This window comes from Mycolicibacterium sp. 624 (assembly GCF_040548615.1).
In the GTDB taxonomy this organism is placed as follows: Bacteria; Actinomycetota; Actinomycetes; order Mycobacteriales; family Mycobacteriaceae; genus Mycobacterium.
In genome coordinates, this window is sequence record NZ_JBEPRZ010000001.1 from 655,096 (window position 1) to 680,812 (window position 25,717).

The window sequence follows — 25,717 nt, forward strand, 5'->3', positions numbered from 1 at the left end:
CTTTACGTCGCCGGGCATGACCGTGGTCGGACCGGCGGGTATCAGTTCGTCCTATTCGACCGGTAGTGGCGGCGGGAAGTAAGCGTCGGCGGCTGCGTCATCACCCGTGGACTGAGTCAACAGCAGCCGCACTGTCTCGACCAGGTGGTCGCGCATCCTCGTCGCGCTGGCAGAAGGATCGCGAGCCTTAATGGCATCGAGAATCCGCTTGTGCACCAGCAGGATGTCGGCGAGGGTTCTGGTCGCCGTGGTCGACAGTCCTCGGTCCATCATCTGAATCCGGGTATTCGCCGCCACCTCGGTCACTCTCCGGTTGCCGGCGGCGGCCAGAATCGCGGCGTGGAAATCGACATCTGCTGCCTGGAACACGGCCTCGTCGCCGGCTTCGGCGGCCTCACGCATCCGGTCGAAGGCTTCCTCGACGGGCCGCAGCAGCTCGTCGCTCAACAGCTCTGCGGCCCGATAGGCCGAGGGCACCTCAAGCATCATCCGCAGCGAGTAGATCTCCTCGATGTCGCGGGTGGACACCTCCAGGATGCGCACGCCACGGCTGCGTTCGAACCGGACCATGCCGTGACTCGCCATGCGCAGCAGCGCCTCGCGCACCGGCGTCCGTGACACCCCTAGCCGTCCGGCGATCTCCACCACCGAATGCATGGCGCCGGGCTGCAGTTCTCCCACCCGGACGGCGCGCATCAGCTCGTCATAGACCCGATCGGTAAGCGAAACCTGCCCAGGATCGAACACGATTTCACGTCTCCCTGATGAGCCGACATATTTCCGTCAGCATAAATGCATGCAGCATGCGCCGTGTTACTTACCGTCGATCGTGTCGGCCCGCGATCACAGGAACGACAGGTCCGCGCCCTGGCTGGCCGGCAGCACGGTGTCCTCGTACAGCCGACGCCAACCCCGCGCCGCACGCGGCGGTGGGGTGAACGATTTCAGCCGCTCGGCGATCTCCTCCTCGGATACCAGTAGATCGATCGACCGGTTCGGAACATCCAGCCTGATCAGATCACCGTTGCGGACCACCGACAGCGGTCCGCCCACAGCCGCCTCGGGGTCGCAGTGCAGCACCACTGTCCCATACGAGGTCCCGCTCATCCGCGCGTCGGAAACCCGGACCATGTCACGCACTCCCGCCTTGGCCAGTTTCCCCGGGATCGGTAGCGCACCGGCCTCCGGCATGCCCGCCGCCACCGGTCCCGAGTACCGCATCACCAGCACGTGATCGGGGGTGACGTCCAGATCGGGATCGTCGAGGATCGTCGCTGCGTCGGCGGGGTTATCCACCACCAGCGCCGGTCCGGTGTGCTGCATCAGATGCGGGCTGGCCGCCGACGCCTTGATGATCGCGCCATTGGGAGCCAACGAACCGGAAAGCACGGCCAGCGCCCCGGGCGGGCCCAACGGCTCGTCGAGGTGACGGATCGTGTTCTGCCACTCAGCCGGCGCGTCCGTGTTGTTGATCATCTCGCCCAGCGACCGTCCGCTGACGCCCCGATGGTCCCTGTGCAGCAGCGGTGCCAGCTCCGCCAGCAATGTCGGAACCCCGCCGGCCCGGTGAAAGTCCTCCATGTAACCGACGCCCGAGGGTTTGCAGTCGACGAGCAGTGGTGTGTCCGAACCGATCTTGTCAAAGTCCGACATCGTAAGCTCCACTCCGGCGCGGCGTGCCACCGCGATGACGTGGATCAGCGCATTGGTCGAACCGCCGATCGCGGCCAGTACCCGGATTGCGTTCTCGAACGCCTCGCGCGTCATCACATCACGCGGCAGTGGACCGCCGGTTCGGGCCAATTCAACTGCACGCCGACCGGTTTCGGTGGCGTGGCGCAGTCGGGCACCGCTCACGGCCGGCGGCGTCGCCCCGCCCGGCAGCATCATGCCCAGTGTCTCGGTCAATGCCGCCATGGTGGAGGCGGTCCCCATCACCGTGCAGGTTCCGGCCGTCGAGACCAGTTCCTGTCGCACCGAGACGATCTCCTCGTCGCTGAGTTCACCGCCACGGTGGGCGCCCCAGAACCGCCGGCAGTCGGTGCACGCACCTAGGCGCTCGCCGCGCCACGACCCGCTCATCATGGGGCCGACGACCTCCAGCATGACCGGGATGTCCGAGGAGGCGGCCGCCATCAACTGGGCCGGGACCGTCTTGTCGCAGCCGCCGAGCAGCACCGCCGAATCCATCGGCAGGGCCCGAATCATCTCCTCGGTGTCCATCGCCATCAGGTTGCGGAACAGCATCGTGGTCGGCGAGGTCAGGATCTCACCGAGTGAGATCGTCGGGAATTCCATCGGCAGACCACCGGCCTGCTCAACCCCGCGCTTCACCGCAGCCAGCAATGCAGGCATGTCGCGGTGACAGGTGTTGTAATCCGACTGTGTCACGGCGATTCCGACGAGCGGCCGTTCCAGGCTCTCGTCGTCGAAACCGGCCGATGCGAGGAACGCCCTGCGCAGATAGCGGCTGAACCCTGGATCCCCGTACGACGTCCGACTGTTGTCGACCGCAGAGGTACCGGATCGGTATCCGCGTGGCTCGGGCGATGAAGACATGGAAAATCCTTTCGGTGCGCAGCAATTCACGAAGAAGTGCGCGACGAATCAAAGAAACACAGGTTGCGCTCAGGCCAGCAGCGGCATCGCCAGCGGGCGCATCGGCGCGCCCGTGGCGCCGCGCACCTTCATGCACGCGCCGATGAATGCGAACTCGTAGAGTCTCTCGCCGGCGAGCTTCTCGCAGTCGACAACCTCCATGATCGGCACGCCCGCCTCTGCCAGCAGATAGGTGTGCACAACCTGCCAGTTCTCGGCATCCGGCGAAGGTGACTGCTCCAGCGCCAGGTTGTCCCCACCGATGACGGCCGCACCGGCCTGGGCGAGGTACTCCGCACCCTCACGGTTCAGCCCGGGCGCATTGTCTATGTAGCGATCGTTGTCGGGCCAGTACTGCATGCGTCCAGTTCGCACCAATGCGACGTCGCCGGGCCGGAATTCCACGTTCTGCCGCTTCAGCGCATCCGCGAGATCCTTCGCGCCGATGCCATAGTTGTCCGGCAGGACGTCGACTCCGTGCAGTCCGGCCACATCGAAGAGAACGCCACGGGTGATGATCGGCGGGAACTTGTCGGCCCCGCACTTGATCCAGTGCCGCGAGCTGATGCACTGCGCTGCTTCGTATCCGTTGAAGATCTTCCCGTTGTAGCCGAAGTGGTTCAGCGTGTCGATATGCGTGCCGCAGTGGGTGTACATCGACATCGCGTCACCGGAGTAGGCCACCAGGTGGTTCTGGTCGACGCCCACGCCGGTGATGTCGTCGAGCACGGTACCCACCGGCGTGTGGGTCATCCACTGTTGGAAGCCGGGGTCGCCGGCCTTGGTCCAGGACGGCATCCCGATGAAATAGTCGACCGACAGGTCGATCGCGGCACCGCCGTCGGCGGCCCGCATGACCTCACGCGACTTCTCGGCGCTGATCAGGTTCAGCATGCCGATCTCATCGTCCGGACCGAATGGACTCATGGTGATCTCGCGGAACTTCGCGGCGTGCGCAGCGATGAGGTTGCGGGTGCGCTCGTCGATGATGCCGGGTCCACACACGATGGCCTCCTTCTGTCTAACTGTCGATAGGGTTGGTGAGTGCCGAGTACAGCTCGGGACGACGTCCCTGGAAGACCGGCAGGGAGTACGGGGGATCATCGAACGTCAAAGTCTTGGTACGGGATTGGCGCACATCGATGGATGCCACCGAGATCCCCTCGGTGGTGCCCGCGTCGACGAGGACCTCGCCGGTGGGCGCCACCACCTGGCTGCGGCCGAAGAAGTCGGTGCCGTTCTCGCGATCGCACCGGTCCGACACCGCCAGATACACCAGGTTCTCCACCGCGCGCACCCGGGTCATGTAGTCGGCCAGGAAGCCGGCCGTGGTCGGCCAATTGGTGGGCATGGCAATGACATCGGCCCCGCCGAGCGCGATGTCTCGGGCGCATTCCGGGAACCGCAGGTCGAAGCAGATCATGATTCCGACGCGTAGCGCACCGATGTCGTACACGCGCTGGGCGGCACCGTCACCGGGGTCGACGAACCGGTCGGCCCCCAAGAGTGGCAGGTGTTGCTTGCGGTAGGTGCCGACTACGCCGTCGGGACCGATCAGGACGGCACTGTTGAAGACCTTGTCGCCATCGCGCTCGAGCAGGCCCACCACAGCGAATGTGCCGGTGTCCGAGGCGGCCTCGAGCAGCGGTGCCAACCGGTTCTCATTGGCCTCGATCGCGGCGGCCTCAGCCTCCTCGCGCGAATCCATCATGTAACCGGACAACGCGCATTCGGGGAAGACGGTCATCTGGGCCCCGCGCGCGGCGGCATCGCGCATCCAGCGGGCCGTCGAGACGATATTGGCGCCCGGATCGCCGAGCACGGCGGGGACTTGAGCGACGGCGATTGCGGGGTCGGGTGTGGCGATGTCGGTCCGGTCTACATCCGGGCTGGACTGATCTTCGGACACCTTTTCCTCGCTTCCACTGACCTCGCTTGCCACATTGACATGCTGCATGCAGCATGTCAATGTGTGTGACGTGGGATACTCTACGTGCTGCATGCAGCGTGTCGAAAGCGAGTTCGACTCATGACCGACAGCGCATCGACCACCGTGAAAACGACCCTGATCACCGGCGCTGCCAGCGGAATCGGCGCGGCCACCGCCACACTGCTGGCCCAGCGCGGCCACCGCCTGGTGCTCGCGGACATCGACGCCGACCATCTCGAGCAGGTCGCCGGCGACATTCGGGCGTCGGCCCCCGAGGGAGTCGGCATCATCACCGTCTTCGCCGACGTGTCCGACGAGAGCACCGCGGCGGCCGCCGTCGAGGCCGGTTACCAGGCCTTCGGCGGGATCGACGGGCTGGTCACGTCGGCCGCGGTGATGGTCTCCAAGCCCCTGACCGAGACCACGCTCGACGACTGGAACTCCCTTCAGTCGGTCAATGTGACCGGTGTCTTCCTGATCTGCCGCGAGTTCATCCGCCGTCTGGTCGAGAACGACCGGACCGGCGCGATCGTCAACCTGTCCTCCATCTCCGGCACCGTCGCGCTACCCAACCAAGCCGCCTACTGCGCCTCCAAGGGCGCAGTGGCCCAGCTGACCCGCCAGATCGCGGTCGAGTACGCACCGCGGGGCATCCGCGCGAACGTCGTCAGCCCCGGCACCGTCGAGACCCGGCAGCTGGCCACCTATCTCAGATCACAGCCGGATCCCGATGCCGCGCGCCGCGCCCTGTATGCCGCGCATCCCATCGGCCGGGTCGGTGAGGCCTCCGAGGTGGCATCAGCCATTGCATTCCTGCTGGGACCCGACTCCAGTTTCGTCACCGGCGCGGCCCTGGCCGTCGACGGTGGTTACACCAGCATCTGACCGGTCCAACGTCTTTCGAGGAAAGCCCCACCATGTCAACTCTCACGTCAGAGACCGGGCCGAGCAATAAGGCTGAGCCCGACCACCGCTCGCTGTGGCACCGTATCCGGACCGACAGGTTCATGCCGATCTGGCTGCTCGCCGTCGTCGTCTTCGTCATCAGCCCGCTGATCGCACCCGGCAGCATGACCGGATCCGCGCTCACCGCGATGCTGCCCTTCGCCGGTGTCATGGCGATCGCCGCCCTCGGACAGACACTGGTCATCACCCACGGCGGCATCGACCTCTCGGTGCCGGGCGTGATGGCGATCGCCGCGGTGTGCGTCACCAAGCTAGCCCAGGACGGACAGCTGCCCACCGTCGTGTGCGTTCTGCTCGGCATCAGCGCCGGCGCCATCTCCGGGTTGGTGATTGGCATTGCGGTAGTTCGATTCTCGGTGGCGGCGTTCGTCGCATCCCTGGCGGTCAACTCTTTGTTGACCGGTCTGGTGCTGGTGCTCTCCGGCGGCTTCCCCGGCACCGCCGACCCCGCCGTCAGCGCCTTCGCGGTCAGCTCGGTCGCCGGCATCCCCACACTGTTCCTCTTTGCGGTGGTGCTGGTCGTCATCGCACAGCTGGTGCTCAAGCAGAGTGTGGCCGGCCGGCGGTTCGTTGCCGTCGGCGCCGGGGTACCCGCGGCCCGCATCGCCGGGCTGCGGACATCCACCAACGGGGTGATGGCCTATGTTCTGGCTGGAATTGCCTACGCCACAGCAGGAATGCTGCTGGCCGCCTACCTGCGCACCCCCGACCTGCAGCTGGGTCAGAGCTATCAGCTGACCACCATCGCCGCGGTGGTGCTGGGCGGCACGTTGCTGCGCGGCGGCATCTCATCGATCACCGCGACCGCAGTCGCTGCGCTGTTCCTCACCCAGCTCGGCCAGGTGGTGCTAGCCGCAGGCGCGTCGACGGCCATGCAGTTGCTGATCCAGGCCCTGGTGTTGGCGGCGGCCATCATCCTGCGCGGGGTCAACTGGCGACGCTTCGTCCAGTTCCGTACCACCACTACCCAGCAATAAGTCTTTGAGCAACAGGAGAATTGGTGTGAAAACTCGTACCAGGACGACCGTCGCGGCGCTGCTGGCCGGCGTGACGCTGACGTCGTGCGCCGGTGGGCCGTTCAGCGCGCCGGCCGCGTTCCAGGTCGATCCGGTCTATCTTGACCCCAGCCTCAGCGGGTCGGTCGACCAGCTCAAGCCCATCACCGACTTCTGCGGCGACCAGCCGGTCAAGGTGGCACTCGCCGACGGCGTCGGCGACAACGCCTTCCGCAAGACGGCTCGCGCCGAATTCGAGGATGAGGCCGCCAAGTGCCCCAACATCGAGGTGCTGCCCTATGCGGACGGACAGAACAACCCGCAGAAGGCGATCGGCGACATCAAGGCGCTGGTCGCGCTCGGCGTGCAAGCCCTGGTGGTGTTCCCCGACGCCGGCCCCGCCTTGCTACCCACCCTGAGGGAAGCGTTCGAGGCCGGGGTGGCCGTCGTGCCCTACACCGCCAGCCCCGGCGGCACCCCCGGCGTCGACTACACGACGTTCGTCGGCCACAACACCGTCACCGACGGCGCCAGGTGGGCCGAGTGGGTGTGCAACGCTCTCGGACCCAAGGGTGGCAACTCCGTGTTTCTCGGCGGCACTCCCGGTAACGCCCAGAGCCTCAGTGAGATTCACGGCATCGAGGACGAGCTCGCCAAGAATCCGGACTGCAAGAACGTCACACTGCTCAACACCCCGGGCGCCCCGATCGATACCGGCTGGAACCCCGGCCAGACGCAGCGCGTGGTCGCCGGTCTGTTGGCCAAGTACCCCAAGATCGACGCCGTGATCACCGATTCAGGTGACAGTTCCCTTGGCGGCATCCGGGCGTTCCTGCAGGCCGGACGGCCGCTTCCGGTGTGGACGGCCAACGACAACAACGGTTTCGCCTGCGCCTATGTCGAGAACAAGCCGAAGCAGCCGCAGTTCCAGATCGTCGCCGTCACCTCGCGCACCTGGATCATCCGGCTCGCGTTGCGCAAGGCCGTCGCCGCCGCACAGGGCATTCCCGAGCCGGAGCCCGACATCGTCAACGTACCCATCGTCATGAACTCACTGGACCCCAAGCTCACGCCGGAGTGTGATCCCGACCTGCCGGCCAGTGCCGTCACCTCCTCCCAGCTGAGCCGAGAGAAACTCGCGGAGATCTACCGATGACCCACAACCCCACCGCACCTGCCCGAACCGAGGAAGGGTCAAAGACCTTGGTAGACAACTTCCGTCGCGGTCTGTCGGTAGCCGGCATCACCAAGACGTTCCCGGGCGTCACCGCATTGGACGATGTCAGCTTCGAAGCCGTACCCGGCGAGATACACGCGCTGGTGGGTGGCAACGGGGCCGGCAAATCGACGCTGATGGCGGTCGCGTCCGGTGCGCTGTCCCCCGACTGCGGCACCGTGCGGATCGGCAACGACGAACTGACCGCGGCCTCACCGCTGGCCGCCAAGGTGGCCGGCCTGGCCATCGCCTACCAGATCCCGGCGACCCTGCCCGATCTCACCGTCGCAGAGAACCTGGTGCTGGCGGTGCCGCCGAGCCTTCGGCCCCGACTCGGCGAAGCCAATGCGTGGGCGGTGGAGAAACTCAGGCCGATGGGTATCGAGATCGACCCGACGGTACCGGCCGGACAGCTCGGCCTGGCCGAGAAGCAGGCCATCGAGATCTGCGGTGCTCTCGCCTGCGAGCCCAGCGTGCTGATCCTCGACGAACCGACCGAACCGTTCGCCGCGGCCGAGTCCGCGCGGCTGTTCCAGCTGATCCGCAGGCTGTCCGGATCAGGGGTGGCGGTCATCTACATCAGCCACCGGTTGCCGGATGTCTTCGAACTGGCCGACCGCATCACCGTCCTGCGCGACGGCCAGATTCGTGGTCAGTTCGCCGCCGCAGACGTCACCGAGGACGAGATCATCACCCTGATCGCGGGACGGGCCGTCGAGGCACTGTTTCCCGACCGCACCGACGATCCGGGCGAACCGGCCGTGGTGGTCTCCGACTTCGGTGCCGTCGGCGCACCCGGGGTGTCCACAAAGATCCGGCGGCGCGAGATCCTCGGCCTGGCCGGCGTCGAGGGCAACGGCCAGCGGGAGTTCATCCGGGCGCTCGGCGGTGCCGTCGCCTCCCACGGCGAGTTGTCCATGGACGGTGGCCGGATCCGGCTGTCCTCGCCCCGCGCAGCCCGCGACAAGGGCATCATCCTGATGCCGCAGGAACGCGGCATCGAAGGTATCGCACCCATCCTTTCGGTCCGTGAGAATCTCTCTCTAGCTGCGTTACAACGCGTTTCGCGTGGCGGCTTCGTATCCCCTGCGGTCGAGCGGGAACTCGCCCAGGAGCAGGTCGCCGAACTCGGCGTGAAGACCGCCACCATCGACACCGAGGTGGGCACCCTGTCGGGCGGTAACCAGCAGAAGGTGGTGCTGGGCCGGGCGCTGCTCTCGGCCCCCGAGTTGCTGCTGTGCGACGAACCGACCCAGGGCATCGACGTCGGCGTCCGCTCGGAGATCTATCACCGCCTGCGTGGCGTCGCCGACTCCGGGACCCCGGTGGTGGTGCTTAGCTCCGACGACGTGGAGCTCGCCGGATTGTGCGACCGCGTGCTGGTGTTCTCCCGTGGCCGCGTGGTCAGGGAGCTCCTCGGCGACGAACTCACCGAGCACGCGATCACCGAGGCCTCACTCACCGCGGGTCGCACCGATGCCGAGGCCGAAGCCACGACCGCTCCGCGCATCGGTCGTCCCAGCCGCTGGCAGCGGCTGATCGGCAGCCAGCAGTCGCCGAGCCTGGTGCTGCTCGCGGTCATCCTGGGCCTCGGCGCGGTCACCACCGCCGTCAACGGGCGGTTCCTCTCGGAGTTCAACATCGCCAACTTGCTGATGCTGATGGCCCCGGTGCTGTTCCTGGCTGCGGGGCAGTTGATCGTCATGCTGACCGGCGGCATCGATCTGTCCGTGGGGCCACTGAGCGGGGCGCTTGTGGTGGTGGCCTCCTTCTTCATTGTGGAGGGCTACGGATTCGGCTGGTGGATATTGGGTTTCGTCCTGATGTTCGCGCTGGCTGGGGCGGTCGGCGTCGCCAACGGCGCGATGGTCCGCTATTCGCGGGTGGTGCCGGTGGTGGCCACGTTGATCACCTACACCGGGCTCCAGGGGTTGTCCCTGGTCTGGCGCGACGCGCCGGGCGGGGTCATCTCCCTCGACGTGGTCGAAGCGCTCAACACCCGCATCGGCCCGTTCCCGATCGCCGTCCTGATCGGCGTCGTGGTGCTGGTCGGGTTCGAATTCGCCTCACGCCGAACCAGCTTCGGTCTGCGTCTGCGAGCCTCCGGCTCGGATGAGGCTGCAGCCCGCAAGCGCGGAGTCGGTGTCGATGCGGTGCACATGATCGCCTACCTGGCCAGCTCGCTGTTAACCGCTGTCGGGGCACTGCTGCTGATGGCCCAGATCGGTGTGGGCGATCCCACCGCGGGCATCACGTACACGCTGGTGGCCATCACCGCGGTGGTGCTCGGTGGCGCGTCGATCTTCGGTGGACGCGGCAGCTTCATCGGCGTGCTGTTCGGTGTACTGCTGCTCCAGGTGATCAGCAACGCGACCGTCTTCCTGGCGCTGTCACAGGCGTGGCAGTACCTGTTGGTCGGCCTGATGGCCCTGGCCGCCACTGCGGCCTACGCCCAGGTGCAACGCAAGACCGCACGGTGAGAATGGGCTGAGAATCCGTGCCGGTCCCCATCCTCCGACCCAACCCGCATCAAGCCCTCGGCCCCGATGCGTGGGGTTGGCGAGTGAATGCCCGGTGCCGTGACGAAGATCCGTCGATCTTCTTCCACCCGGACGGGGAGCGCGGCAAGGCACGTCTGCACCGACGGCAACGCGCCAAGCAGATATGCGAACAGTGCCCGGTCCGAGTGGAGTGCCGAGAGCACTCGCTGACGCACCACGAGGCATACGGGGTGTGGGGCGGGTTGACCGAAGAGGAGCGAAACGCGCTGCTTCCGCCCGTCTAGCCGAGGACCGCGGCAACGCAGATCACGACTAGTTGCGCATTGTCGACAATCATCTATCATTTTTGGCACTGCCGAGCACTTCGATGCGCGGGCAGAGACTGTGTGGGCGAGACATAGAAGGCATGTGAGGGGCGTGCGCTTGGTACCGGCGCCCGCTGAGCGATCCGTAGTCGTCAGTCGCCGATTTAAGAAGATGGTTGTGAATGGTTGTGTCTGAGCCGACGACGGCAAATGGTATCCCCGCGCGCGTGGGTGTGGTTTGGCGGCCGGACTTCGATCCACGCGCGCTCGCAGCGTTCGCCAGTGAGGTCGAACAGGGCGGCATCGACGAATTGTGGCTGTGGGAGGACTGCTTTCTGCAGGGCGGGATCGCACAAGCAGCGGTCGCTCTCGCAGAGACTGAATCGCTCGTAGTCGGCGTCGGAGTACTGCCAGCCCCATTACGCAGCGTGGTCGCCACGGCGTTGGAGATCTCCACGCTCGCAACGATGTTCCCCGGCCGTGTGCAGCTGGCGATTGGCCACGGCGTGCAGCAGTGGATGCGTCAAGCGGGAGCCGCGGTGTCCTCGCCTCTAACCCTGTTGCGCGAGTATGTGACAGCGCTGCGCCGCCTGCTGGCGGGGGACACAGTCAGCATGGCCGGCGACTACGTCCAGCTCGATGCGATACGCCTCGAATTCGTACCCGATGTCCCGGTTCCCGTGTTCATCGGCGGCGCTGGCCCCAAGACGTTGACGTTGGCAGGCGAGTTCGCCGACGGTGTCATCCTGGATTGCCAGCAGACCGCTTCCAGCGTGCGTGCCGCGCTCGGCCACGTCGATCAGGGGCGACGCCTCCAAAACCCCGCGCTCTTTCGCCAAGTGATGTACGTCGCCTGTGCGCCGGGTGCACGCTCCGTTGCGCGGTTGGCCGCGGAGGCTGAGCGCTGGAACGTAACGCCCGTCTCGGAATTCGGGGTCGGTGGTTCTGTCAGCGATATCAGCGGTGGCATTGCGCCCTACAGTGCGGCGGGGCTCGACACGGTGATCCTCCAACCGATCGGCGACGAGGCTGACACACCAGACTTTCTGGCGGCCGTCAAAGATCTCGTCAGGGCGTGGAGGGGTGCGGCGTCTACGCGAAGTAGCGTCGGCTGAAGCGGTCTTGGATATGGCTGACGGCCCGGAACGCGCTGCGCAAGTGGCGGCGTTCTGAACTGTCCAAGGTTCTCGGGTCCACTCCTGACTCGGCGGAGCCTCCCGATTTGATCGCCTCGATCTGGGAATCGAACACGATCTGATAGCACAGCTGGAACGCGCCGACGAGCGTGTCGGCTTCTTCGGCGTTGAGCAGCCCCGCCTGGTGCGCGCGGGCCAAGCGTTGCGGGGTCGTTCCCACCACGTCGCCGGTGCGGTGGGCAAGTGCGCGGGCCAGCGAGGCGACGGGCCGCAGGCCGGCTCGCTTGAGATTGAGGCGGCTCTTCCGTTCGCCGAAGTGCTCGATGACGAATCCTCGAACAAACCCGCTGGGCGGGCGGTCATGCAGTGCGAAATCCATTATTGCGCGGGCGAATTGATCGCGTCCGTGTCCGGTGGTCAAGCTAGTGCGGAGCCCTTGAGTCAGCTCCGGGTGCGTCACCGGTCGCGCGTCGAGCATCGTCGAGGCCAAGAGGAGGTTATCGGTGTCGTTCGGCGCGGTGCGCCACACTTGAGCGACATCGCGCCACTGTTGGCTGGGGCGGCTGAACAGCGGGGACGATGCGTTGAGGCCTTTCGGGCACGGCTGCAGGCCGCACTGGGCCAAGGCGGCGATGAGGGGCTCGGCGCCGGCGGCGGCCTGCTCCCGTGACACCGCCGTCCCCGCCGGGCTGACCCAGGACACCGCCGTGTCGAGATCGGAGTTGGGCAGCGGTTCGCGGCGGCCTAGTGAGCCCAGCAGCATCCACGCGCAGTCGAGATCAGCCAGCGGCGTTGTGTCACTGCACAATTCGATGGCTCTGACATACACGGCCTCGATCATCGCCGCTAGCAGTCGGCCCAGATGCTCGGCCCCGACACCGGATTCCCACAGCTCCACCGTCGTCGGAGTCAAGAGCCGACAGGTTTCGGCGAGCTGGGACACGGTCATCGCCGAGGTGATCGCAGTGCGGATCATCAGCGGATTGCGCACCTCAGCGGCGGCCATGTCGACCACCCGGGTGATGCCGACCGGGGTACCGGCGGCATCGTCGATGACCAGGTGGTGAATTCCGCGTTCGACCATGAACAGGTAGGCGGTGCTGACGGTGTTCTCCGAGATCATCGAGATCGCCGGGGTGCTGCCAATGAGGGATACCGGTGCGTCCACTCCGACCTCACCGGTTGCCACGCGGCGGCGGAAGTCGTCGTCGGTGACGATTCCAATGCGGTCACGCTCGCGGTAGAGCGCACAGGAGCGTCCATCCTGCGTCATGGCCGTTGCGACGTCGCGGATCGCGTCCGAGGGTTCGCACCAGGTAATCGGGTGCATGACTTCGTGAAGTGGACGTTCGAGTCGTGCGAAGGAGGCCCCGGAGGTGATCACACGGTCGCGGGCAACAAGCGTTCCGTAGGTGGCGAATTGCAGCCGCTCGGCATGCTCGAGCAACCGTTGCGGGTTGGGAAGCCGGTAGCAGGTGGTGTCCTCACTTGCTCGGGCTTGCAGCGGCGGGGGAAGTCCGGACAACACCGAGATGTGCCCGAACGTGTCGCCAACGGTGAGTACGTCGACGGTGCGGCCACGGTCGCTGAGTTCCACGGCGCCCGAACGCACGACGTACAAGTGATCCAGCGGGGGGCCGTCTGCTTCCACGACGGTGGCGCCCTTCGGGAACGTCTCGGCGGTGGCCGCGGATGCCAGGCGTTCGACGTCTTCGGCGTCGAGTCGGTCATAGGGCGGCTGGATTCCGAGAAACGCGACAACGTCGTCGTGGTCCATCGGCTGCGCCATTGCACTGAGATTACCTGTCGCACCGGCTGATACGCGAAGCGCAGGCCGATACGTCGAACAACACCTCGAGCCCCAGGGCGCGCGTTGGCCGAGGCCGCAAGAGCATGCCTTCCCCCCACGCATGGGGTGTAGTACATTGTCGACAACACACAATGATCCACTTGTGATGTTCCCGACCCGAACCAGAGGAGATTCCAATATGAGCACGCAGCCTTGGCACGGCGTGGTGGTAGCGAGCGCACTGCCGTTCAACGCCGACCTATCGGTCGACTTCGGCGCATTCGCTGATCACGTCCGCTGGCTGGCCGAGAACGGCTGCCAGGGAATCACCCCCAACGGTTCGCTCGGCGAATACTCGTGCTTGACCGTCGATGAGCGAGCCAAGGTTGTCGAGGTCGCCGTCGAAGCCGCACCCGAGGGTTTCAGCGTGGTGCCAGGTACCGGCGCCTACGGGTCGCGGGAGGCCACGTTCTGGGCCAAGCAGGCGAAGGACGCAGGCGCTGACGCGGTGCTGTCACTGCCGCCGAACGCCTACCGCGCCGACGACGACATCGTGTTCGCCCATTACGAGGAGGTCGCTTCGGCCGGCCTGCCGGTCGTGGCGTACAACAACCCTCTCGACACCAAGGTCGATCTGTCTCCGACGTTGTTGGCCCGGCTGCACTCCGCCGGCCTGATCGTCGCCGTCAAGGAATTCTCCGGCGACGTGCGCAGGATCTACGAGCTCCAGGAGCTGGCGCCCGGACTAGACGTGCTCGTCGGTACCGACGACGTGGTGTTCGAACTCGCGCTGGCCGGTGCGAAGGGTTGGATCGCCGGATATCCCAACGCGCTCCCGGCCGCATCGGTGCAACTGTGGGAACTCTCGGTGGCCAAGGATCTGGACAAGGCCCTGCCGATGTATCGCGACCTGCACTCGCTGTTGCGCTGGGACTCCAAGCCGGCGTTCGTTCAAGCCATCAAGTTGTCGATGGACGTCGCCGGTCGCCGCGGTGGCGCATGCCGTCCGCCGCGACTGGCCCTGCCCGCCGACGTCGCCGCCGCGGTGCGCAAGGATACCGAGAAGGCGCTTGCCCACGGCTACCGCTGATCGTCGTTAGACCCGTTGGAGACCGACGCACTTGCGTTGGTCTCCAACGGACTTCGTGCCATCACCCACGATTCTAGAGAGACCGGAGTCATCCAATGCGGTTCAACAATATGGTCGACGTCGTCGGCTGCCACGCCGAGGGCGAGATCGGCAACGTCGTCGTGGGGGGCATCGGCGACGTCCCCGGGGCCACAATGCTCGACAAGCGCAACTACCTGCAGGAGCATCGCGACGATCTACGCCAGCGACTTCTGCACGAGCCGCGCGGCAACGTGGTCCGCTCCACGAACGTCGTGCTTCCCTCGAACAATCCGGCCGCCGCGATGGGCTACGTCATCATGGAGTCCACCGAATACCCGGTGATGTCGGGCAGCAACACGATCTGCGTGGCCACCGTGCTGCTGGAGACCGGCATGGTGCCGATGACCGAGCCGGTCACCACCCTGACCCTCGAATCGCCTGCCGGCCTGATCGACCTGGAATGCACCTGCCACGACGGCAAGGTCACCAGCGTCCGATTCGTCAACCAGCCAGCATTCGTCTACCACCTCGACGCCCCCATCGAGGTGCCGGGCTACGGCACCGTGACCGTCGACGTCGCATGGGGTGGCATGGCCTACGTTCTCGTCGACGCCGCCAGCGTCGGATTCGCTCTCGAACCGTCGGAAGCCCGTGATCTCTGCGTCGCCGGTCAGGTGATCAAGACAGCGGCCGCCGAACAGCTGTCGGCGGTGCACCCCGAGAATCCCGAGTTTCCCGGCATCACCCAAACCGAGTTCACCACTCCCCTGCAGCGCATCGACGGTGTGCTGACGGCCCGCAACGCGGTCATCGTCTCGCCTGGGCGGATCGACCGTTCGGCCTGCGGCACCGGAACCTCGGCACGCCTGGCAGCCATCCACGCCCGCGGCCAGATCGCACCCGGCGAGCACTTCATCCACCGCTCGATCCTGGACACTCACTTCGACGGCGTCATCGAAAGCGTGACGACGGTCGGAGGCGTGCCGGCCGTCGTGCCGAGCATCGCAGGCCAGGCCTGGATCACCGACTTCAGCAAGGTGGGGGTCGATCCGAGCGATCCGTTCCCGACCGGCTTCACCCTCTCGGACACCTGGCTGGGCCCGCAGGCAAACTCGGCGACGTCCTAATCTCCTCAACGCCTTGGCGGGTGAAACCGCGGTCGGCGCAGCGGCGCGGTGTATTGTCGACTAAATCCCACAGAGGGGAATGACGTGGCTACCTTCGTCCCGCTGGCACACCAGAAAGCGCCGACCGCGGTTCTTGCCCAGATCCGACGGGCAATCCTGTCCGGCGATCTACCCGCAGGATCGCAGTTGCGCGAGGCGCACATCGCCGAGGAGATGGGGATCAGCCGCTCTCCGGTCCGAGAGGCGCTAGGCCGCCTCGAGGAGGAGGGTCTGGTCGAGAAGGTGCCCTTCAAGGGCGCCTACGTCGCTTCGGTGTCGCCGGAAACGATCGCCGAGATCGCGGCCATCCGCGCGCTTCTCGAACCGTATGCGGTGACGCAGGCACTGCCTCGACTCGGCGATGCCGACTGGAAGCAACTACGCAAGCTCCTTGAGCAGCTCGACCGCGCGTCCGGGCGCGATCTGGTGTCCGCCATCGAGAAGCACCTGGCGTTCCACCGCTACTTCTACGAGAAGTCGGGCAACGCAACCCTTCTCGCACTGTGGCAGGACTGGGAACTGAAGCTGCGCCTGTTCTTCATCTTCGACCACGAGGCCTTCCAGTCCGCTCAAGACGTGGCCGGCGTGCACGAGGAACTCATTGCCGTCATCGAAACCGGTGACCACGACCGGATCCGCGAGGCCTTCGGTCACCACGTGCACTTCGCGCCGGGAGTCGAGGTCGGCGACCCGTTGCAGGACACTCACCTCGGTTCGGGTTCCGGCCGCTCCGCATAGTCGAATTCGCCAGCCCCGACATTGCCCAGGCGCGCCTCGGCACTGTCGGGGATTTGTCGTGTCTTCGCTGATCAGCGCGGCTTTTGTGACAGCGCCCTCTCGCTGAGATCAGTGTGCTCCAGATCGCATTTTGGTATTGCACACCTGATATAGGTGGCATATTGTCGACAACGCACAATGAACCACAGGCTTGAACCGTACTGTCCAGACCGTCCAATTCAGAAGCGAAGAGACCATGACAATTGACAACCCCCCGCCCGTCGCGCCGGGCAATGGCGAATCGTTGGCCTACGTCGCAGCCAACGACGAGAGCCATCTGCAGAAGTACGGCTACAAGCAGGAACTCAACCGAGCACTCGGCCTGTTCTCGTCCTTCGGCGTGCAGTTCACCTCGATCTCGGTGGGCTCGGTGGTGTTCACCACGATCATCGTCGGCTTCGGGTTCTTCGGTCCGGCGTCCTTCTGGCCGTTCATCATCGGCGGCACGCTGCAGGTTTTCGGCGTGGGATTGGCTGTCGCTCAGTTGGTCTCGGCGTTCCCGCTCTCCGGCGGGGTCTACCAGATCATCAGTCGCCTGGCGCCGAAGCAGCAGTGGCTGGCCTGGCAGGGCGGCTGGTGGCTGGTCATCGCCCACACCGTGGCCGTGGCCGCGCTATCGGTGAGCATGGTGCCCTTCATCGCGGGCTGGTTCGGCCTGGGTGAGCTCTCCGGCACCCAGATCACCCTGTTCGCCATCGGCATCATCGTTCTGGTCACCCTGGTCAACATCGCGGGTGTGAAGGCTGCCGCCCTGCTCAACAACATCGGTGTCGTCGCCGAAGCCGCGATCATCATCATGGTCATCGTCGCGCTCGTGGTCACCAAGTACGACCGCGCACCGGCGTCGGTGCTGTTCGACACCGCAGGCACCGTCGGACCCGGTGGCAACGTCGCCTGGATCGGCTTCCTGTTCGCGATGATCCTGCCCGCCTACACGATCTCCAGCTTCGATGCGACCGGCAACGCCGCCGAGGAGACCAAGAACGCCGCCCGCAACGCCGCGTGGGGAACCGTGCTGGCCAATACCGCAGCACTCATCGGCGGCACCATCTTCTTCTACCTGCTGGTGCGGGCCATCCCCGACGTCGGCGCCGTGATGGAGAGCGCCACCCCCGTCAAGCTGATCCTCGACTCGGCCGTGGGCAGCACGCTGACCACCATCTTCGAGGCCGTGGCGATCGTCGCCTTGATGGCGTGCATCGCCATGCTGCAGCTGACTGCGGTCCGTGTGGTTTGGTCGCAGGCCCGCGACCGCCAGATGCCTGCGGCGCACTGGTTGCACAAGCTCAACGGCAACCGCATCCCGATGAACGCCACCTTCGTGGTCACCCTCATCTCGATCCTGGTGTGCTGCTGGTCCTCACTGCTGAGCGTGCTCTCGGCCATGACAGCACTGGCGTGGGCGATGGCCTACGGCGTGGTCGTCGCAGTGGGCTTCGTCGCTGTGCTCGGCAAGAAGCTGCCCGACCATCCCTTCAACCTGAAAGGGGCCTCACCGTTCGTGTTCGCCGTGGCGATCATCTGGTCGATCGTGCTGTGCGCCCTCTTGGTGTGGTCGGACTGGCTGCGGGTCGGCGTGGGCATGCTGGTCGCTATCGCCATCGGATTCGGCATCTACGCACTCATCCCCTCCGCGCACCGCGGCAAGCTGGAACGCGAGGGTATCCACGACTGAACCGGGCGGGGTGGTGTCGACCGCAAGTCGACACCACCCCGCGCCGTTTGCAACATCACGCCACACCACCAAGGAGTAGTAAGCACCATGGCATTCACCGCCCCCACCGTGCCCACCGTCGCCAACCTCATCGATGGCCAGTGGGTCAACGGCTCCGGCACCGACACCCTGACCGTTCTGAACCCGGGCACCGGTGAGGAACTGACATCGTTCACGTCCTCCACCGCCGAGGACGTCGATCGGGCGGTGGCCGCAGCCCGCGCCGCACAACCGGCGTGGGCCGCGCTCTCAGCTCGTCAGCGATCCGAGGCGCTACACGCCATCTCCATCGAATTCGCCAGCCGCCTACCCGAATTCATCGGCTTGGAGGTGCTCGACGCGGGAAAGCCGGTCACCGCGGCCACCAAGGAGGAACTGCCCGACATCGCCGATTCGGTGCGCCACTTCGCTGGCGCCGCCCGAGTGCTGAGCGGTCAGGCAGCCGGCGAATACGTCGCGGGCACCACGAGTTTCGTGCGTCGCGAACCCGTCGGCGTCGTAGCCGGTGTCACACCGTGGAACTACCCGCTGTGGCAGGCGGTCTGGAAGATCATGCCCGCCCTGGCCGCCGGCAACACGGTGGTCATCAAGCCGGCTGAGATCACGCCGCTGTCCACCGTTGCATTCGCCGCCTTGGCTGCCCAGCACCTGCCGGCCGGGGTGCTCAACATCGTCAACGGCCACGGCAGCGTGGTGGGTGCCGCGTTGGCCGGCCACCCCGGAGTCAACCTGGTGTCCTTCACCGGGTCGACGGCCACCGGCCGCAACATCGCCGCGGCGGCGGCTCAGAATCCCAACCGGGCGATCCTCGAACTCGGCGGCAACGCGCCCGTCATCGTCTTCGACGACGTGGATGTCGACTCGGCCGCCGAGAACATCGTCGGTGCCGCCCTGTACAACGCCGGCCAGGAGTGCATGGCCGCCACCAGGCTCATCATCGCTGAATCCGTCGCCGACCGGTTCCTGGAAGCCGTCGTCGACAATCTCAAAGAGGTGACCCTGGGCGACCCGACCGACGAGAACACGACGCTGGGACCGTTGATCTCGGCCAACCAGCTCGACCGCGTCGAGAAGCTGATCGCAGGCCGGCCTGCCTCCTCGACAGTGCTACACGGCGGCAACCGCCCCGATCGGCCGGGCTTCTACCTGGAGCCCACGCTCATCACCGGCCTGAGCCAAGACGACGACCTCGTTCAGCAGGAGATCTTCGGTCCGGTCATGACCGCGCAGACCTTCACCGACGAGGCCGAGGCGGTGGCGCTGGCCAACGGCGTGGACTTCGGCCTGGCCGGATCGGTGTGGACCCGCGATATCGGACGCGGGATGCGCGTGGTCAACGCCCTCAACTACGGCAACGTCTGGATCAACAATCACCTCGTCGTCGCGCCTGACCTGCCGATCGGCGGCCTCAACTCATCCGGCTACGGCAAGGAGGGTGGACAACTCGGCATCGAGGAGTTCACCCGCGTCAAGCAGATCGGCATCAACCTCACCTGACCCGCCGCTGCTCATCGCGGCCCGCCCCGGCCCCACCGCGGGCGGGCCGCGCCAAGTTACACACGAAAGGCAATCATGACCCCCGTCGCTGGCGTTGATCCCCGCACCGCAACCCCACTCCCGGCCGTCACCGAGGAAACCCCCGATCACCAGGTCGACACCATCGCCGAGCACGCCGCGGCCGCCAGTGCAGGCCTAGAGGCCATGGGCCGCGACGGACGCGGTGAGCTACTCGACGCCATGGCCGAGGCGGTGGAGCAGCACCGCGACGAACTCGTCAGAACTGCCGCGCTCGAAACCGGCTTCGCCACAGCAAAACTCGACGGCGAGCTGACCCGCGCCGCTTATCAGCTTCGATTCTTCGCCGACGTCATTCGCGACGGCAGTTACCTCGAAGCCACCATCGACCGCGCAGGCACCACGCCGATGGGCCCGCGACCGGACCTGCGGCGAATGCTGGTGCCGATCGGACCGGTCGCGGTCTTCGGAGCCAGCAACTTCCCCTTCGCGTTCTCGGTGCTGGGCGGGGACACTGCGTCGGCGCTGGCCGCCGGAAGCCCCGTGGTGGTGAAGGCACACGCCTCCCACCCGGCCACCTCCAAACTGTCGTTCGATGTGTTGGCCGAGGCGGCCGCCCAGACACCGGCACCGGAGGGCGTCATCGGCATCGCGTACGGACGCGATGCCGGTGCTCACCTCGTTGCCCATCCCGCCATCCAGGCCGTCGGCTTCACCGGCTCCCTGAGCGGCGGAAAAGCCCTGCTGGACATCATCAACCGACGTACCGACCCAATCCCGTTCTACGGCGAGCTGAGCAGCCTCAACCCGGTGATCGTCACGCCTGCGGCTGCCGCGGAGCGCGGCGAGACGATCGGGGCGGATCTGGTCGCCTCGTTCACACTCGGAGCCGGCCAACTGTGCACCAAGCCGGGCCTGGTCCTCGTCCCCGACAACGCCGCCGGCGATGCCCTCGCCGGCGCGGTGCGGAAAGCCCTGGCCGACGTGGCCGCAGCTCCCCTGCTCAACGAGCGCATCTTCGATAGCTACCGCAGCGGAACCCGCGACCTCCGGGAGCATCGACACCTCGCCACCCTTGGTGATCCTGGCGAGGATCTCACCGATGCCGGTTTCACCGTCGAGCCGATCGCCTTCGAGACCGCCGTCGCGAATCTGCACGAAGATCTCGTCACGGAGATCTTCGGCCCGGTAACCGTTCTCGTGCGTTACCCGGCAGCCGACGTCGAGGCAGCCACCCGTTCGACCCTGGAGGTGCTACCGCACTCGTTGACGGCCACCATCCTCCACGGCGCTGACGAGGACGCCCTGGTGGCCCGGCTCACCGAGATCACGCGATCGGCGGCCGGGCGCATCGTCTACAACGGATTCCCCACCGGCGTCGCGGTGTCGTGGGCCCAGACGCACGGTGGACCGTGGCCGTCGACGAACTCATTGCACACCTCGGTCGGGGCCACCGCGATCCGCCGCTTCCTGCGGCCGGTGACCTACCAGAACGCACCGGAGTCGGTACTGCCCGAAGAGCTGCGCGACGGCTTCGGCGCCATCGTGCGCAGGCTCAACGGCGTCCTGATGCTGCCTGGCTGACCGATGACCGTCGAACACGAACACCCGGCTCAGGCACCGTCGGTCGCGGAACCTGCCACGCCCGCACATGCCATCACCATGACCGTTCTGATGTCTCCAGACATGGCGAACTTCTCGGGCAACGTGCACGGCGGCGCCATTCTGAAGATCCTCGATCAGGTCGCCTACGCGTGCGCGAGCACCTTCGCCCGCAGTTACGTGGTGACACTGTCGGTGGACCGGGTGCTCTTTCGCGAGGCCATCCACGTAGGTGAACTGGTCACGTTCTCGGCGGCCATCAACTACACCGGACGCACCTCGATGGAGGTCGGCATCAGAGTCGACACCGTCGAGCCCCGCACCGGCGTCACCCGGCACACCAACAGCTGCTACTTCACCATGATCTCGGTGGACAGCGACGGTAATCCCGTGCAGGTACCACCGTTACAGCCGCGCGACCCGCTTGCCATGCGCCGTTATGAGGACGCCCGCCGGCGTCGACGCGCTCAACGGCGCCAGTTCGAGGGCGAACACGCCTGCGAACCCATCGAGTGAAAGCTGGTACTTACCATGGCATTACCCGTAACCATCATCACTGGAGCATCCTCCGGCATCGGTGCGGCCACAGCACAGCTGCTGGCTCAGCGCGGACATGCTGTCGCGCTGCTGGCGCGCAACGAGGTAGCGCTGCGAGAGGTCGCGGCGGGCCTTCCTGACGGCACCAAGTTCTGGGTGCAGCCCTGCGACGTGACCTCCCCCGAGCAGGTCACCGATGCGGTCGGCGCCGTCGTGGACGAACTGGGAACGCCATTCGGGTTGATCAACGCCGCAGGTGTCTGCGTTCCGGGAGCGCTGCCGCAGACCACCGCGGACAACTGGCACACGACGCTGGGCGTCAACCTCACCGGCACCTTCCTCATGTGCCAGGCCGTGGTGGCAGCCATGTGTGCCTCCGGGGAAGTGGGCAGCATCGTCAACTTGGGCTCTGAAGCCGCGTCGATCGGGATGCCGCACTACTCGGCGTACTGCGCGAGTAAGGCCGGTGTCCTCGGACTCACCAGAGCCCTGGCCGCCGAATTGGCCCCCCGGGTGCGGGTCAACGCGTTGTGCCCGGGACCGGTCGACACCCCGATGCTGCACAGCGAGCTTGCCTTGGCCCCAGACCTCGATCGGGCCTACGAGGCCGAGGTCGGTCGAGTTCCGCTGCGCGCCATCGCCACCGCCGCCGAGGTCGCCGACGCCGCGGTGTGGCTGCTGCACGCCGGCACCGCCACGGGCACCGCGCTCGCGCTCGACGGAGGGACCACGGCGGCGTGCTACGGCTCGGCGCCGCACCAGCACTAGTCGATCGCGATCAGGAGACGTTCATGACCCTCAAACAGGCACTCAACGTACCCAACGTCGGAAACCCCAACGCCATCGTCGAATTGGCGATGCAGGCCGAAGAGGCGGGGTGGGACGGGTTCTTCGTCTGGGACACCCTGCAGACCGATGCGTCTCAGCGCGTCGACGTGCTTGACCCCGCTTCGCTCCTCTCGGCGATCGCCGTGTCGACCTCAAGGATCACACTCGGTCCCATGGTCATCGCGCTCCCACGTCGGCGCCCCTGGAAGGTGGCCAAGGAGATCATCACCATCGATCATCTGGCCCGCGGCCGCGTCATCGCCGGGTTCGGATTGGGTGCCCCGCCCAAGGAGGAGTTCGCCGACTTTGGCGAGCCGACCGACCTCCGGGCACGCGCCGAACTACTGGACGAGGGCCTCGGCATCATCGACGCGATGTTCGCCGGCGAAACGCTTGACCACGCGGGGCCCGCGTACACGGTGCGCGCGCATCTGAGTCCGAGGGGATATCAACATCCACGGCCGCCGATCTGGGTCGCATCCATTGGCACCAACCGTGGTCCGTTGGCGCGCGCTCGGCGATGGGACGGAGTCTTCACCCTCACCAAGGACTTTCAAGGGCTCACTCCCGCCGACGTGCACGCGTGGAGGGACAGGCTCGACCGTGATGACAACTACGTCATCACCACCACCGCCCGCGCCGGAATCCGCTCCCGCGACCTCGAAGTCGCCGGGCTGAACTGGCGCGTCAGCGAACCGCCACGCCTTCACAACGACTGGATCAGCGACCTGCGCCCGCTGGTACTCGCTGGACCCGACGCATCAGACTTCTGAGCCGGCACGGGACATCAACGAAAGAACTCAGCGCCGTGGGTGAAAACCCACGGCGCTGAGTCCATTTGGCCTTGTTGTGTCGCGGAAGGCGCTGTCGGCGCTACTCGCCGGCCGCTGAGACGTAGATGAAGCCGCGTTCCAGCACCGGGTCAAGGATTCCGCTGCCGATCTCGTCGGCGGCCAGTTCCAGCGGTGCGGGATCGCGGTGCTGGCCGGGATAGCCGATCAGTTTCATGACCTGCGGGGTCATGAAGTAGGCGCCGGCAAGTACCGCAGACAGCGGGTCGAAGATGGACTTGTCCTCAGCCGACATCTTCTTCAGCGCGTTCCACAACTCGTCCTCGGGAATCTCGGCGAGCTCGCCGGCTCCGCCAACGACGGCGTCGAACACGTCTGCCCGAGCCGCGAGTGCCAGCTGCAGATATGCCGTGTACTGCTCGGCGTCACTGGCTTTCGGGTTGGGGCCTGACGCGGGTATCAGACAGTCGGCCACGCGCAGCAGCGCCGTCAACTCGGTCTCGGTGAGTGCGCGCGGCGGTCGAGTGCTCCGTGGCGGCACCGACAGCCGTTGTTGGGTGGCGGTCGGATGTCCGTTCGAGGTCATGCATGTGCCTTTCGTGCGGCGACCTGATCAACGAGGCTCTTGGCGACGCGCAGCGCCAAGGCGCTGATGGTACAGGTCGGGTTGGCGGATCCGGAGGTGACGAAGATGCTGCCGTCGGCGATGTAGAGGTTGTCGACATCGTGGGTCTTGCCGTAGGAGTCGACGACGGAGGTCGCCGGGTCGTCACCCATGCGGGCGGTGCCCAGCAGATGACCAGGCTGATCCACCCAGATCTCCTGGGTGATGATGCGGACGGCGCCTGCCGCCTCGTGCAGCTCGACCATGCGATCGACGGTGAATTTCAGTATCTTGCGGGTGTTCTCGCTGATGCGGTACTCGACCTTGGGTGCCGGCAGTCCATCGCTGTCGACCAGATCCGGGGAGAGGGTTACGCGGTTGTGCGGCTCGGGCAGGTCCTCAGTGTTGGCGGCCCACAAGATCCCGTTCTGTGCCAGCCGGGCCACCTCGTGCACTGACGGTCCCCACAGTTCCTCGAAGTCGAGTTGGCGGTGAGCCTCGATGGCGTTGAGAGGTCCCGGGGTCGGCAGGATGTGCATCTTGCTGCCGCGCACGAAGCCACGCGATTCATCGGTTTCGTAGAACTCGAGTGAGTGGATCAGCTGCCCGGCCGGCCCGCGCCAGCTCTCCAGCGGCTCCTCGTAGAACCCGAGCGCGCTGCAATTGGGGTGCAGCATCAGGTTTCGTCCAACCATGTCCGATGAGTTGGCCAGACCGTTGGGGTGTCTGTCACTGGCGGACAGGAGCAGCAGCCTCGGCGTACCTACGCCGTTGGCGCACAGCACCACGGTGCGGGCGGGCTGAAACTGCACCACACCGTCGCGGTCGACGTACTCCGCGCCGGTGGCCAGCCCGGTGTCATCGTCGGTCACGACCCTGCGGACTCGGGCGCCGGTGACGATCTTGGCGCCAAGTTGCTGGGCCTGGGGCATGTAGATCAAGTCGAAGGACGCCTTCGCGCCCTGGGGACAGCCCCATTCGCAAGTACCCCAACGACCGCACTGCTCAAGGGTTTTGAACTTCTGACTCGCGATGGCATTCGTGCCGGGCCACCAGTGCCAGCCCAATGAGTTGGCTGCCTCCGCGCCCTTGATCCCGGCCTTCCCCAGCGGGTTCGGGGGCAGCGGGTATTCCAGCCCGTCGGGATACGCGGTGTCGCCGTCGACGCCCGATACGCCGATGAACGCGTCGACCTCGTCGTGGTAGGGCTTGAGGTCGTCATAGGAGATAGGCCAGTCGTCGCCAACACCGTCAAGTGTCTTCACCCGGAAGTCCGAGGGGACCAGACGGGGCCATTCCGCGCCGTAGAAGATGGAACTGCCGCCGACGGCGTTGAACATCACCGGCCACATATCGGACTCCGAGACGTCTACCGGATAGTCCGACGGAAGGTCACGGACGTTGGGATCGTGTGACCAGTCGTGCTGGATCAGCAGTTCCCATTCAGGGTGGTTCGCCGGGAAGTCACTCGGATTGACCCAGTCCCCCTGTTCCAACACCGTCACGCTCAGACCCGCGGCGGCGGCGGTGTGCGTAACAACTGCGCCGGAGGGACCGGCCCCGATCACGAGGACGTCGACCGTGGGATTCGCGGGACCGAAAGTTTCTGATGCCATGAGGACCTCTCTCGAAGGAC

Annotated in this window: 22 protein-coding genes; 15 read left to right on the forward strand and 7 right to left on the reverse strand. The window is 66.1% G+C overall.

Annotated elements, in window-relative coordinates:
* Nucleotides 1–51: 51 nt before the first annotated feature.
* The 4 genes from ABIA65_RS02930 to ABIA65_RS02945 form a co-directional block, all read right to left on the reverse strand.
* Nucleotides 52–747 (reverse strand): GntR family transcriptional regulator, encoded by a 696-nt coding sequence (locus ABIA65_RS02930; protein WP_241401999.1) that lies wholly within the window; start codon nucleotides 745–747, stop codon nucleotides 52–54.
* 96 nt (nucleotides 748–843) lie between these two features.
* Nucleotides 844–2,559 (reverse strand): dihydroxy-acid dehydratase, encoded by a 1,716-nt coding sequence (locus tag ABIA65_RS02935; RefSeq protein WP_241402000.1) that lies wholly within the window; start codon nucleotides 2,557–2,559, stop codon nucleotides 844–846.
* 69 nt (nucleotides 2,560–2,628) lie between these two features.
* Nucleotides 2,629–3,603, reverse strand: coding sequence for a cyclase family protein (locus ABIA65_RS02940; protein WP_241402001.1), 975 nt, complete (start codon nucleotides 3,601–3,603; stop codon nucleotides 2,629–2,631).
* Nucleotides 3,604–3,619: 16 nt separating this feature from the next.
* The gene (locus tag ABIA65_RS02945; protein ID WP_241402002.1) at nucleotides 3,620–4,507 is read right to left on the reverse strand and encodes a carbon-nitrogen hydrolase family protein; all 888 of its coding nucleotides are present in this window, start codon (nucleotides 4,505–4,507) and stop codon (nucleotides 3,620–3,622) included.
* 120 nt (nucleotides 4,508–4,627) lie between these two features.
* Between ABIA65_RS02945 and ABIA65_RS02950 the strand changes: the two genes are divergently transcribed.
* From ABIA65_RS02950 to ABIA65_RS02975, 6 genes are all read left to right on the forward strand, one after another.
* Nucleotides 4,628–5,413 (forward strand): SDR family NAD(P)-dependent oxidoreductase, encoded by a 786-nt coding sequence (locus ABIA65_RS02950; protein ID WP_241402003.1) that lies wholly within the window; start codon nucleotides 4,628–4,630, stop codon nucleotides 5,411–5,413.
* Nucleotides 5,414–5,445: 32 nt separating this feature from the next.
* Nucleotides 5,446–6,471 carry an ABC transporter permease gene (locus tag ABIA65_RS02955; protein WP_241402004.1) on the forward strand — a complete coding sequence of 342 codons (1,026 nt, stop codon included), beginning with the start codon at nucleotides 5,446–5,448 and terminating at the stop codon, nucleotides 6,469–6,471.
* Between the two features lie 25 nt (nucleotides 6,472–6,496).
* Nucleotides 6,497–7,645, forward strand: a complete 1,149-nt coding sequence (locus ABIA65_RS02960) for a substrate-binding domain-containing protein (RefSeq protein ID WP_241402005.1) — start codon at nucleotides 6,497–6,499, stop codon at nucleotides 7,643–7,645.
* Nucleotides 7,642–10,185 carry an ATP-binding cassette domain-containing protein gene (locus ABIA65_RS02965; RefSeq protein ID WP_241402006.1) on the forward strand — a complete coding sequence of 848 codons (2,544 nt, stop codon included), beginning with the start codon at nucleotides 7,642–7,644 and terminating at the stop codon, nucleotides 10,183–10,185. Before ABIA65_RS02960 ends, ABIA65_RS02965 begins: the two co-directional genes overlap by 4 nt.
* A 17-nt stretch (nucleotides 10,186–10,202) precedes the next feature.
* A complete protein-coding gene (locus ABIA65_RS02970; RefSeq protein ID WP_305853318.1) occupies nucleotides 10,203–10,490 on the forward strand; it encodes a WhiB family transcriptional regulator in 288 nt (95 codons plus the stop codon).
* 248 nt (nucleotides 10,491–10,738) lie between these two features.
* Entirely contained in the window at nucleotides 10,739–11,626 is an 888-nt protein-coding gene (locus tag ABIA65_RS02975; protein ID WP_241402007.1) for an LLM class flavin-dependent oxidoreductase, read from the forward strand.
* On the opposite strand, the gene ABIA65_RS02980 is transcribed toward ABIA65_RS02975, so the two are convergent.
* Complete coding sequence (locus ABIA65_RS02980) at nucleotides 11,604–13,436, reverse strand: putative nucleotidyltransferase substrate binding domain-containing protein (protein WP_241402008.1); 1,833 nt, start codon at nucleotides 13,434–13,436, stop codon at nucleotides 11,604–11,606. The two genes, ABIA65_RS02975 and ABIA65_RS02980, sit on opposite strands and share 23 nt — an antisense overlap.
* A gap of 199 nt (nucleotides 13,437–13,635) precedes the next feature.
* Between ABIA65_RS02980 and ABIA65_RS02985 the strand changes: the two genes are divergently transcribed.
* From ABIA65_RS02985 to ABIA65_RS03025, 9 genes are all read left to right on the forward strand, one after another.
* Nucleotides 13,636–14,526 carry a dihydrodipicolinate synthase family protein gene (locus ABIA65_RS02985; RefSeq protein WP_241402009.1) on the forward strand — a complete coding sequence of 297 codons (891 nt, stop codon included), beginning with the start codon at nucleotides 13,636–13,638 and terminating at the stop codon, nucleotides 14,524–14,526.
* A gap of 95 nt (nucleotides 14,527–14,621) precedes the next feature.
* On the forward strand, nucleotides 14,622–15,674 hold the full coding sequence (locus tag ABIA65_RS02990) for a proline racemase family protein (protein ID WP_241402010.1): 1,053 nt from the start codon (nucleotides 14,622–14,624) through the stop codon (nucleotides 15,672–15,674).
* 84 nt (nucleotides 15,675–15,758) lie between these two features.
* Complete coding sequence (locus tag ABIA65_RS02995; protein ID WP_354522557.1) at nucleotides 15,759–16,451, forward strand: GntR family transcriptional regulator; 693 nt, start codon at nucleotides 15,759–15,761, stop codon at nucleotides 16,449–16,451.
* Between the two features lie 235 nt (nucleotides 16,452–16,686).
* The gene (locus ABIA65_RS03000) at nucleotides 16,687–18,165 is read left to right on the forward strand and encodes an APC family permease (protein WP_241402012.1); all 1,479 of its coding nucleotides are present in this window, start codon (nucleotides 16,687–16,689) and stop codon (nucleotides 18,163–18,165) included.
* Between the two features lie 87 nt (nucleotides 18,166–18,252).
* Complete coding sequence (locus ABIA65_RS03005; RefSeq protein WP_354522558.1) at nucleotides 18,253–19,701, forward strand: aldehyde dehydrogenase family protein; 1,449 nt, start codon at nucleotides 18,253–18,255, stop codon at nucleotides 19,699–19,701.
* A gap of 75 nt (nucleotides 19,702–19,776) precedes the next feature.
* Complete coding sequence (locus tag ABIA65_RS03010) at nucleotides 19,777–21,303, forward strand: aldehyde dehydrogenase (NADP(+)) (RefSeq protein ID WP_354522559.1); 1,527 nt, start codon at nucleotides 19,777–19,779, stop codon at nucleotides 21,301–21,303.
* Nucleotides 21,304–21,306: 3 nt separating this feature from the next.
* Nucleotides 21,307–21,837, forward strand: coding sequence for an acyl-CoA thioesterase (locus ABIA65_RS03015; RefSeq protein ID WP_502919508.1), 531 nt, complete (start codon nucleotides 21,307–21,309; stop codon nucleotides 21,835–21,837).
* Between the two features lie 15 nt (nucleotides 21,838–21,852).
* On the forward strand, nucleotides 21,853–22,626 hold the full coding sequence (locus ABIA65_RS03020; protein ID WP_354522560.1) for an SDR family NAD(P)-dependent oxidoreductase: 774 nt from the start codon (nucleotides 21,853–21,855) through the stop codon (nucleotides 22,624–22,626).
* A 23-nt stretch (nucleotides 22,627–22,649) separates the two neighbouring features.
* Nucleotides 22,650–23,459 carry an LLM class flavin-dependent oxidoreductase gene (locus tag ABIA65_RS03025; RefSeq protein ID WP_354522561.1) on the forward strand — a complete coding sequence of 270 codons (810 nt, stop codon included), beginning with the start codon at nucleotides 22,650–22,652 and terminating at the stop codon, nucleotides 23,457–23,459.
* A 100-nt stretch (nucleotides 23,460–23,559) separates the two neighbouring features.
* Here ABIA65_RS03025 and ABIA65_RS03030 read toward each other — a convergent pair whose 3' ends face one another.
* Both ABIA65_RS03030 and ABIA65_RS03035 read right to left on the reverse strand, forming a co-directional pair.
* Entirely contained in the window at nucleotides 23,560–24,063 is a 504-nt protein-coding gene (locus ABIA65_RS03030) for a hypothetical protein (protein ID WP_354522562.1), read from the reverse strand.
* Nucleotides 24,060–25,697 (reverse strand): GMC family oxidoreductase, encoded by a 1,638-nt coding sequence (locus ABIA65_RS03035; RefSeq protein ID WP_241402018.1) that lies wholly within the window; start codon nucleotides 25,695–25,697, stop codon nucleotides 24,060–24,062. The genes ABIA65_RS03030 and ABIA65_RS03035 overlap by 4 nt, the downstream gene beginning before the upstream one ends.
* Nucleotides 25,698–25,717: the final 20 nt, after the last annotated feature.